Raw genomic sequence first — 9,843 nt, forward strand, 5'->3', positions numbered from 1 at the left:
CGTCATGCGACAGGGCATGGCTGTGCGGCTGGAACGAATTGATGCCGGCGGCGGTGTCGGGCCCGAGCCGCACCGTCTCGCGGCCGATGGTCATCTCGCCGGCCGTGCCTTCAAGCCAGATGATCAGATGCGCCTCGACATGGGCATGGGTGACGAAGTCGTTGGCGACATTCAGGACAGAGACATGTCCGAACCGGCCCCAATAGAGCCTGATCGCGTCCGTCATGAGTATATCCTCCCGCGGGCGACTGGCCTCCCTTCGCCCGCCCGGGGATTGTGCGGCGGGCGTCGGGCGCTCGTCAAGGCGCGTGCGCTAGGTCTCACAGGCGCCTTGCGCCGCACGGGCGGATTTTCAGACTGAGCGATAGGAGCCGGATCCGGTCCGGCCTAGTCGCTGCGCCTGAAATTGCGGATACGGTCGAACAGGACCGCGAGCAGGATGGCGCCGCCGATGAAGGTGCCTTGCCAGAAGGCGTTGATGCCGAGCAGGCCAAGGCTGTTGCGGATCACCTCGATCAGCGCCGCACCGACGATGGCGCCGAAGGCGGTGCCGACACCGCCGGCGAGATTGGCGCCGCCGATGACGGTGGCGGCGATCACCTGCAATTCCATGCCGGTGCCGATGTTGGTGGTGACGGCGCCCAGCCAGCCGGTCTCGATGATGCCGGCAATGCCGGCCGCGAGCGCCGAGATCATGTAGACTGCGACCTTGATCTGCTTGACGGGAACACCGGTGAGCGTCGCCGCATGCTCGTTGCCGCCGATGGCGAAGATGTGCCGGCCGAACTTGGTCCAGCGCAGCGTGAAGCCGGTGATCAGCGCCAGAAGGATCATGTAGAGCACCGGATTGGCGATGCCGAACACCCAGGCGCCGCCGCCCAGCGCGAGCAGCTTGTCGTGGTCCGGACCGAACTGGAAGACGACCGTGTTGTTGGAGGCGACCATAGCGAGGCTGCGCGCGATGGACAGCATGCCGAGCGTCACCACGAACGGCGGAAAGCCGAGATACGCGATCAGAATGCCGTTGAAAGCGCCGATGACGAGCGCTGTCAGGATGGTGGCGAGGATGCCGACTTCGATGCCGTAGCCGGCATGCATGGTGACCGCCAGCACCATCGAGCACAGGCAAAGCACCGAGCCGACCGACAGGTCGATGCCGCCGGTGATGATGACGAAGGTCATGCCGAGCGCGACGATGGCGACGAAGGTGATGTTGCGGGTGATGTTGTAGAGGTTCTTCTGCGTGGCGAAGGCGTCGGTGGCGAAGGACAGGAACAGGCAGGCGAGGATCACCGCGATCACCACCCAGAAAGTCTGGCTGCCGAGCAGCCGCGACATGAAGGTGTGCTGCTTCTGCGCGATCGTCTGGTCAAGGGTGACTGCCATTATCGACCTTTCCTGCCGGGCCGCGCCAGCACCGTAAATTCCGGGGTTGCCGTGCTCATGCGACCTGCTCGATAGCGCCGGTGATCAGACCGGTTACCTCCTCGGGCGAGCTGGACGCGATGGTCTTGTCGGCCACTTTCCTGCCGCGCCGCATGACGATGACGCGGTCGGCGACGTCGAAGACGTCGGGCATGCGGTGGCTGATCAGCACCACCGCGATGCCCTGGTCGCGCAAATGGCGAATCAGGTTCAGCACTTCGGCGACCTGGCGCACCGAGATCGCCGCGGTCGGCTCGTCCATCAGCACGATCTTGGCCTGCGACAGCATGGTGCGGGCGATCGCCACCGCCTGGCGCTGGCCGCCCGACATCTGCTTGACGAGATCGCGCGGGCGGGTCTCGGACTTCAGTTCGGCAAAGAGCTGGCCGGCGCGCTTGTACATGGCGGCATAGTCGAGGATGCGGAACGGACCGACGCCCCTGCGCAGCTCACGGCCGAGATAGACATTGGCGGCGGCGGTCAGGTTGTTGCACAGCGCCAGGTCCTGATGGACGATCTCGATGCCGTGCTGGCGGGCCTCCGCCGGCTTGTGCAGGACAAGCTCCTTGCCGTCCAGCTGCATGTTGCCATGGCTCGGGCGGAAATTGCCGGCGATCATCTTGACCAGCGTCGACTTGCCGGCGCCGTTGTCGCCCATCAGGCCGACGACCTGGCCAGGCTCGATCGACAATGACACGTCGTTGACCGCCTGGATGGCGCCGAAATGCTTTGAGATGTTGGTGAGTTCGAGAACCGCCACCAGCGTTATGCCTCCCTGTTGCGGCCTGCGGTTCTGCCGCGGCCTCGCTCTCCCCAGCTCCTCCCCGGGAACGGCGATTTCGCGCATTTACGCTAATGCTCATGCAGGCGTCAATCAATTGTCGGACGAATTGAAGACATGTTTTACCAAAAATCCGTTTTGTAGGACAAATAGCAATTGACGTTGGCCGCAAGCCGATATTAGCTAAGCATCGGAGGAAGATCATGCCGATCTTTGGACCCGGCTGGGCGGGCGGAATCGGCGGGCGCGATACCGGTCCGGGACTTGGCGGCAGTTCTCGTCAGCGCGGTTCGGTATTGCATCTGGAAATGCTTATCGACCTGGACTGGCGGGGCACGAGCGCTCGTGAAACGATGCTCTGTTTTCGCGCACCGGGTTGATCTGCGTGGCGGGCACGCCGTGCCCGTCTGTTTCAAGGGAGGACTGATATGAGGAAATCACTTTTGCTCGCCGCTGCCGCCGTCATGGCGTTGGGCGCCGGGCCGGCACTGGCCAAGAAACAGCTCGTCATTGTGGTGAAGGGGCTCGACAACCCATTCTTCGAAGCCATCCACCAGGGCTGCGAGAAGTGGAACAAGGAAAACGCCAGCTCGGAATATGAATGCTTCTACACCGGCCCGGCATCGACTTCGGACGAGGCCGGCGAGGCCCAGATCGTGCAGGACATGCTGAGCAAGCCCGACACGGTGGCGATGGCGATTTCGCCTTCGAATGCGCCGCTGATCGCGCAGACGATCAAGACCGCCAATCCCTCGATCCCGATCATGACGGTCGATGCCGACCTTGCCAAGGAAGATGCGGGCCTTCGCAAGACCTATCTCGGCACCGACAACTATCTGATGGGCAAGAAGATTGGTGAATACATCAAGAAGGCCAAGCCCAATGGCGGCAAGATCTGCACCATCGAGGGCAATCCGGCGGCCGACAACATCCTGCGCCGCGCGCAAGGCATGCGTGACGCGCTGTCGGGCAAGGACGGTCTCGCCGCGCTTGCCGGCGAAGGCGGCTGGACGGAAGTCGCCGGCTGCCCGGTGTTCACCAATGACGACGGCGCCAAGGGCGTGCAGGCGATGACCGACATCCTCGCCGCAAATCCCGACCTCGACGCCTTCGGCATCATGGGCGGCTGGCCGCTGTTCGGCGCACCGCAGCCCTATCGCGACCTGTTCAAGCCGATGGCCGACAAGATCGCCAGCAACGCCTTCGTCATCGGCGCCGCCGACACGATCGGCGACGAGGTGGCGATCGCCAGGGATGGACTGGTGACCGCGCTGGTCGGCCAGCGGCCGTTCGAAATGGGCTACAAGGCGCCGTCGGTGATGATCGACCTCATCGAAGGCAAGAAGGTCGACGACCCGGTCTTCACCGGTCTCGATGAATGCACCAAGGACACGGTCGACACCTGCATCCAGAAGTAGGTCTCGATCTCGGGGTGCCCTTCGAAGGGCGCCCCGTCACTTCCCTCAGGGACAAGGACAGGCAGCGTTGTCGGGGGCGGCAGTCTCCGGATTTGACGCGCCCATAGGTCGGCGAAGGCATCCGCGGGCGCGGACAATTCCGGACAGTTTCCACGCGACGGACTGACGATGCCGGAACGCCGATGCCGGACGACAAATCAAGAAAACGCTCTGCCGGGACCACGGCCAGCCATCCACTTGTCGCTGTTCGGCGACCGGAGATGGCCTGGAACCCGGGCTCGAGCGTGCATGCCTCGCTTGCCAGCGAGATCGGTCTTCGGATCGTGCGCGGCGACTATCCGCCGGGCACCATCCTGCCCAACGAGGCCAAATGGTCGGAAACCTTCAACGTCAGCCGCTCGGCGGTGCGCGAGGCGATCAAGATGCTGATGGCCAAGAGCCTTCTGGCATCACGCCCCAAGATCGGAAGCTGGGTGGAGCCGAAGGAACGCTGGAACCTGCTCGACCGCGATGTGCTTGCCTGGTACGCGAGCGCGCCGGACCGCGAGCTGTTCCTGAAGACGGTGCAGGAATTCCGCCACATCATCGAACCGGAAGCCAGCGCCTTCGCCGCCATGCGCAGGAGCGAGGAGCAGATGGCCGAGATCAGCCAGGCCTGCCGCGAGATGGGGGCTGCCACAAACCTGCAGGAGCGCACGCGCGCCGACACGCGCTTTCACCTCGCCATCCTCAGGGCATCGGGCAACGAGCTGCTGGTGCCGCTCGGCGTGCTGATCGAATCGGCGCTCGACCATTTGTTCGTCTTCGTCACGCGCGAGCACAGCGACCAGCGGCGGGCGCAGTCGTTGCACGAGGCCATAGAGAAGAACATCCGCCTCAAGCGCCCGGCCGCCGCTCGAACCGCCGTGCACCGGCTGCTGGCCAACACCGACGAGGTCATCGAGCGGTCGCGGCGGTGACGCGAGGCCTTCCCGACTTCAAATCTTCTGCTTCACGCCATCTTTTGACGGCATCAGGTCGACGCCGTTGACCTTGCCGATATGGGTCGCCAGCATCGGCACGAACTGCTCGGCCGGGCCGGCGGCGAAGGCGCCGGCAAAGGCGTTCTTGGTGGCGTTGCCGAGCGGGTTGGCGATGCCGGCGGCGCCCGCCATGGATTCCAGATAGGTAAGGTCCTTGAAGGCGTTGGCGATGGAGAATTTATGCGCGTCCCGGTCGCCCTCCAGCGTCCACCGCATGAAGGTCTGGTAGAAGGGGCAGTCCATGCGGCCGTTGCGGATGACGCTGTCGAAACGCGGCGGCGAGATGCCGACCTTCTCGGCCAGCGCCAGCGCCTCGGAATAGATCGCGGCGTAGCCCAGCGAGATGAAATTGTTGAGCAATTTCATGCGGTGGCCGTCGCCGGTGTCGCCGATATGGACGATGCGGCCGGCCCAGGTCTCGATCACCGGCTTCACCCTGTTGAAAACCGGGTCGGGCGCACCGACCATGGCGTCCAGCGTGCCTTCCCAGGCCTCCTTCGGCGTGCGGCTAAGCGGCGCGTCGACATAGTCGACGCCGAGCGCCTTGAGTTCGGCAGCCAGCGCCACCGTCGAGACCGGATCGGAGGTCGAGCAATCGACGACCACCGCGCCTTGCCTCAGGCCCTCCTTCAGGCCGCCGGGGCCGCGAATGATGGCTTCGACCTCGCGCGAGCCGGTGACGCAGATGAAGACGATGTCGGATGATGCCGCCACCTCGCGCGATGTCGCCGCTTCTGTGGCGCCGCGACCAGCCAGGTCATCCGCCGGTTTGCGGTTCTTGCGGCCGAGGAAGGTCAGCGGATAGCCCTTGTCGACGATATTCTTGGCGATGCCGTGGCCCATCAGGCCCAAACCGATAAAGCCGATCCTCTCTCGCGCGGCGGTCGTGTTCATGTGCGTCTCGTCCTGTCTGAAAATTATCGATAATTGCGCTGCCGTTCTTGCCGCATGCGCTCGCGGAATGCAATATTGTCCGACAATACACATAGTCCCCAAGCGATGTGGAGAGCGAAATGACGAAGCGGATCATGTTCACCGGTGGCAGCGGCAAGGCGGGGCGTCATGTCGTGCAATATCTGGTCGAGCATGGCTGCCAGGTGCTCAACATCGATACCAAGCCGCTCGACAATCCCAAGGTGCGCACGCTGATTACCGACATCACCGACAGCGGCCAGGTTTTCAACGCGCTGTCGAGCTATATGGGCCTGCATGAGTTCGACCCGTCGCTGCGTCCGCAGCCGGTCGACGCCGTTGTGCATTTCGCCGCCATCCCGCGCATCATGATCACGCCCGACAACGAGGTGTTCCGTATCAACGCGATGGGCACCTACAATGTCATCGAGGCGGCGGTGAAACTCGGCATCCGCAAGGTGGTGGTTGCGTCCAGCGAGACGACCTACGGGCTGGTCTTCGCCAACGAGCCGCGCGATCCCAAATATTTCCCGCTCGACGAGGAGTACGACGTCGATCCAATGGACAGCTACGCGCTGTCAAAGATCGTCAACGAAAAGACGGCGCGCGCCTTCGCGCAGCGCAACGGCACCGACATCTACGCCTTGCGCATCGGCAACGTCATTGAGCCGCATGAGTATTCGCTGTTCCCGAAATGGTTCGCCGATCCGGGCTTCCGCAAGCGGATCGCCTGGAGCTATGTCGACGCCCGCGACCTTGGCCAGATCACGCTCCGCGCCATCGAGAAGGACGGGCTCGGCTATCAGGTGTTCAACGCCGCCAACGACGACACCTCGTCCGACCTGCCGACAGCGGAACTCCTGAAGCGGTTCTATCCGAACGTGCCGGTCAAGGAGGAGTTCGGCGAATACGAGACGCTGCTCTCCAACCGCAAGGCGCGCGACCTGCTCGGCTTCCGTCCGGAGCACAGCTGGCGCAAATACGTCAAAACGGCATGATGGGGCGCAAAGCCGTGGCTGATCTGTGCACAGCCGCCGGCTTTGCGCTCCATCAGCCTTGCCGTGCTTGACAGGGTCCGAAATCCGGACTTTCTGGGGCAGATGCGGAACGGGAAGCCGAACAAGGAAAAATCACCGGAGCAGGCGGCGTCCGCCGAGCGCCAGGCCGCCATTCGCCGAGCCGATGCGCCGCGCATTCCGGGATCGAGCGTGCATGCTTCGCTGGCCAGCGAGATCGGCCTTCGGATTGTGCGCGGCGACTATCCGCCGGGCACCATCCTGCCCAACGAGGCCAAATGGTCAGAGACCTTCGACGTCAGCCGTTCGGCCGTGCGCGAGGCGATCAAGATGCTGATGGCCAAGAGCCTTTTGGCATCGCGTCCGAAGATCGGCAGCTGGGTGGAGCCGAAAGAGCGCTGGAACCTGCTCGACCGCGATGTGCTTGCCTGGTACGCAACGTCGCCGGACCGGGAGGTGTTCCTGAAAACGGTCCAGGAATTTCGCCACATCATCGAGCCGGAAGCGACGGCTTTCGCCGCGATGCGGCGTACCGAAGAACAGATGGCCGAGATCAGCCAGGCCTGCCGCGAGATGGGCGAGGCACCGACCCTGCAGGAGCGGACGCGCGCCGACACGCGCTTCCACCTCGCCATTCTCAGGGCATCGGGCAACGACTTGCTGGTGCCGCTTGGCGTGCTGATCGAATCCGCGTTCGACCATCTGTTCAGCTACACGACGCGAGAGGTCGACGACCTGCAACATGCGCAGAAGCTGCATGAGGCGATCGAGAAGAACATCCGTCTGCAGCGGCCGGACGCGGCGCGCGCCGCGGTGCGCAAGCTGCTCGCCAACACCGATGACGTCATTAAATCGAGATAGACGACGCGACCCGAGCGAAATCAATCGTCTCGCTCGCGGCCGAAAGCGGCGCGCAACTCGTCCTTGGCCTTCTCCAGCACTCGCTTGCGTTCCGCCGGCAGGTTGCTGCCGGCACGGTTGATGTAGAAGTTCAGCATCGACATGGCAGACTGGAACGGCTCGGCCTTACGCCGGTCGCTGTGCTCGGCCGATCGCTTGAGCGAGGCGGCGATCTTCCTGGCGTCGTCGGATTCGAAAATATGCTCTTCGAGATCCAGCGCGTCGCTGTGCCCGGTCACCTCGGCCGACCATTTTCGTTTCGCGGTCATGGCACCACTCCTTTCGTGACGGAAACTCAACGCGGCGATGTCTGTTCCCGCCGGATCCTGGTTTCTGGAGCGACGGATTTGCCTGTCGTGGCGCTGCTCGATGCCTGCCGATGGGCCGAATAGTGGAGCCGAACCGCTCGCTCCCAAGAACACCGCGGACAGGAAACGCCTTGGCCACCACCTTCTCCAGCAGCGCCCAGAGCCCAGACATCGACAGCGCCTATGCCTGGATGCGGCTCGCCATCTCGGTGGTTCTGGCAACGATCGGAGGTGTCGGCATGTGGGCGGTGGTCGTGGTGCTGCCGGCGGTGCAGGCGGAGTTCGGCGTCGACCGCGCCGCGGCCTCGATGCCCTATACCGCGACCATGGTCGGCTTTGCCGCCGGCAATGTGCTGGTCGGCCGCGCCATCGACCGGATGGGCTACTGGATCCCGGCGCTGGTCTCCGCGACGGCGCTCGGCGCCGGTTTCCTGCTCGCCTCGCTCACCAGTTCGATCCTCGGCTTCACCCTGGTCCAGGGGCTTCTGATCGGCGTCGGGACGTCGGCGATCTTCGGTCCGCTGATCGCCGACATCTCGCATTGGTTCAACCGGCGCCGCGGCGTCGCGGTGACGGTGGCGGCATCGGGCAATTACCTCGCTGGGGCGGTCTGGCCCTTCATCATGCCGACGATCATGAGGGCGGAAGGCTGGCGCTTCACCTATGCGGCGATCGGCGTCGTCTGCCTGCTCACAATGGTGCCGCTGGTGCTGATGCTGCGGCGCGGCGCTCCGCATGAAGCGATGGCCGGCACTGCCGGCGGCCGTCCGGTGCGGCCGATCTCGCTGTCGCCGGCGGCGCTGCAGGTTCTGCTGGTCGTCGCCGGCTTCGGCTGCTGCATGGCGATGTCGATGCCGCAGGTGCACATCGTCGCCTATTGCATGGACCTCGGTTATGGCATGGCGCATGGCGCCGACATGCTGTCGATCATGCTGGCGGCGGGCGTCGCCAGCCGCATCGGCTCGGGCTTCCTTGCCGATCGCATCGGCGCGGTGAGGACGCTGCTGCTCGGCTCGGTGCTGCAATGCCTGTCACTGCTGTTCTACATCCCCTTCGACGGGCTTGCCTCGCTCTATGTCGTGTCGCTTGTCTTCGGCCTGTCGCAAGGCGGCATCGTGCCCTGTTATGCGATCATCATACGCGATTACATGCCGGCAAGGGAGGCTGGACAGCGCGTCGGCATCGTCATGATGGCGACCATCTTCGGCATGGCGGTCGGCGGCTGGATGTCGGGCTGGATCTACGACCTCACCGGCTCCTATGCCGCGGCCTTCCTCAACGGCATCGCCTGGAACCTGGTGAATCTGGCGGCCATCCTCCTCCTGACGTGGAAGGCCCGGCGCAGTGCCCTGGCGATGGCCTGATGGCGGGCCGCACGGTGCCGGTCGCTTGACAAGGGCGGCAGGCTGCGCGACGCCAGATGGCGCGGCGAGGGACTGGCATGGCGATACCGACAAACACCATCGTTTCGCGGCCCAGCCTGGCTGATGGCGCGGCATCGAGGGCAGGGCGGTGATCAAGCCGCGCTCGCGCCGCGGCGGCGGCCGCCCGACCATCGCCGACGTGGCGCGCAAGGCCGGCGTCGGCGCCATCACCGTATCGCGGGCGCTGCGCGAACCGGGGCGGGTTTCGGAAGACCTGCGCCGCCAGATCCAGGCCGCCGTCGACGAGCTCGGCTATGTTCCCGACCCGAACGCAAGGGCGCTGGCCTCGGCCCGCGCCGAGGTGTTCGGCGTGTTGGTGCCGTCGCTCACCAACAACGTTTTCGCCGAAGTTGTGCGCGGCATCTATGACAGCCTGTCGGACAGCCCCTTCCGCATCCAGCTCGGCAATACCCACTATTCCGGCCTCGAAGAGGAGCGCCTGCTGCAGGTGTTTGCCCCGCAGCGTCCGGCGGCGTTGATCGTGGCCGGCATCGACCAGACTCCAACCTCGCGCCGCCTGCTGGAGACTGCCGGCTGCCCGGTGGTTCAGGTCATGGAGACCGGTCCCGATCCGGTCGACATGCTGGTCGGGTTTTCCCATTTCGACGGCGGCCGGGTGGCGAGCGAGCACCTGGTC

Annotated in this window: 11 protein-coding genes and 1 pseudogene; 7 read left to right on the top strand and 5 right to left on the bottom strand. The window is 64.6% G+C overall.

Annotated elements, in window-relative coordinates; all coding sequences use genetic code 11:
* The 3 genes and pseudogenes from EN781_RS15560 to EN781_RS15570 all read right to left on the bottom strand — a co-directional run.
* A pseudogene (locus EN781_RS15560) lies at positions 1 to 226 on the bottom strand (AraC family transcriptional regulator); the annotation flags it as partial.
* 161 nt (positions 227 to 387) lie between these two features.
* On the bottom strand, positions 388 to 1,386 hold the full coding sequence (locus EN781_RS15565; RefSeq protein ID WP_126059017.1) for an ABC transporter permease: 999 nt from the start codon (positions 1,384 to 1,386) through the stop codon (positions 388 to 390).
* Positions 1,387 to 1,441: 55 nt separating this feature from the next.
* Complete coding sequence (locus tag EN781_RS15570) at positions 1,442 to 2,185, bottom strand: ATP-binding cassette domain-containing protein (RefSeq protein WP_126059018.1); 744 nt, start codon at positions 2,183 to 2,185, stop codon at positions 1,442 to 1,444.
* Positions 2,186 to 2,409: 224 nt separating this feature from the next.
* Here EN781_RS15570 and EN781_RS34380 point away from each other — a divergent pair, with 224 nt between their 5' ends.
* The 3 genes from EN781_RS34380 (at position 2,410) to EN781_RS15580 (ending at position 4,583) form a co-directional block, all read left to right on the top strand.
* Positions 2,410 to 2,586 carry a hypothetical protein gene (locus tag EN781_RS34380; protein ID WP_189347597.1) on the top strand — a complete coding sequence of 59 codons (177 nt, stop codon included), beginning with the start codon at positions 2,410 to 2,412 and terminating at the stop codon, positions 2,584 to 2,586.
* Between the two features lie 48 nt (positions 2,587 to 2,634).
* Positions 2,635 to 3,624, top strand: coding sequence for a sugar-binding protein (locus EN781_RS15575; protein ID WP_126059019.1), 990 nt, complete (start codon positions 2,635 to 2,637; stop codon positions 3,622 to 3,624).
* Between the two features lie 182 nt (positions 3,625 to 3,806).
* The gene (locus EN781_RS15580; RefSeq protein ID WP_126059020.1) at positions 3,807 to 4,583 is read left to right on the top strand and encodes a FadR/GntR family transcriptional regulator; all 777 of its coding nucleotides are present in this window, start codon (positions 3,807 to 3,809) and stop codon (positions 4,581 to 4,583) included.
* Between the two features lie 18 nt (positions 4,584 to 4,601).
* Here EN781_RS15580 and EN781_RS15585 read toward each other — a convergent pair whose 3' ends face one another.
* Positions 4,602 to 5,633 carry an NAD(P)-dependent oxidoreductase gene (locus EN781_RS15585; protein WP_281034374.1) on the bottom strand — a complete coding sequence of 344 codons (1,032 nt, stop codon included), beginning with the start codon at positions 5,631 to 5,633 and terminating at the stop codon, positions 4,602 to 4,604.
* A 26-nt stretch (positions 5,634 to 5,659) separates the two neighbouring features.
* On the opposite strand from EN781_RS15585, the gene EN781_RS15590 reads away from it, so the two are divergent.
* Both EN781_RS15590 and EN781_RS15595 read left to right on the top strand, forming a co-directional pair.
* Positions 5,660 to 6,556, top strand: coding sequence for an NAD(P)-dependent oxidoreductase (locus tag EN781_RS15590; RefSeq protein ID WP_126059022.1), 897 nt, complete (start codon positions 5,660 to 5,662; stop codon positions 6,554 to 6,556).
* 102 nt (positions 6,557 to 6,658) lie between these two features.
* A complete protein-coding gene (locus tag EN781_RS15595; protein ID WP_126059023.1) occupies positions 6,659 to 7,435 on the top strand; it encodes a FadR/GntR family transcriptional regulator in 777 nt (258 codons plus the stop codon).
* A gap of 20 nt (positions 7,436 to 7,455) precedes the next feature.
* On the opposite strand, the gene EN781_RS15600 is transcribed toward EN781_RS15595, so the two are convergent.
* Positions 7,456 to 7,743 carry a DUF3175 domain-containing protein gene (locus EN781_RS15600; RefSeq protein ID WP_126059024.1) on the bottom strand — a complete coding sequence of 96 codons (288 nt, stop codon included), beginning with the start codon at positions 7,741 to 7,743 and terminating at the stop codon, positions 7,456 to 7,458.
* A 230-nt stretch (positions 7,744 to 7,973) separates the two neighbouring features.
* Between EN781_RS15600 and EN781_RS15605 the strand changes: the two genes are divergently transcribed.
* Both EN781_RS15605 and EN781_RS15610 read left to right on the top strand, forming a co-directional pair.
* Positions 7,974 to 9,146 (top strand): MFS transporter, encoded by a 1,173-nt coding sequence (locus EN781_RS15605; RefSeq protein WP_245492598.1) that lies wholly within the window; start codon positions 7,974 to 7,976, stop codon positions 9,144 to 9,146.
* Positions 9,147 to 9,294: 148 nt separating this feature from the next.
* A partial coding sequence (locus EN781_RS15610; RefSeq protein ID WP_145965517.1) for a LacI family DNA-binding transcriptional regulator occupies positions 9,295 to 9,843 on the top strand: 549 nt, incomplete at its 3' end.

It is taken from the genome of Mesorhizobium sp. M4A.F.Ca.ET.090.04.2.1 (assembly GCF_003999085.1).
Lineage (GTDB): Bacteria > Pseudomonadota > Alphaproteobacteria > Rhizobiales > Rhizobiaceae > Mesorhizobium.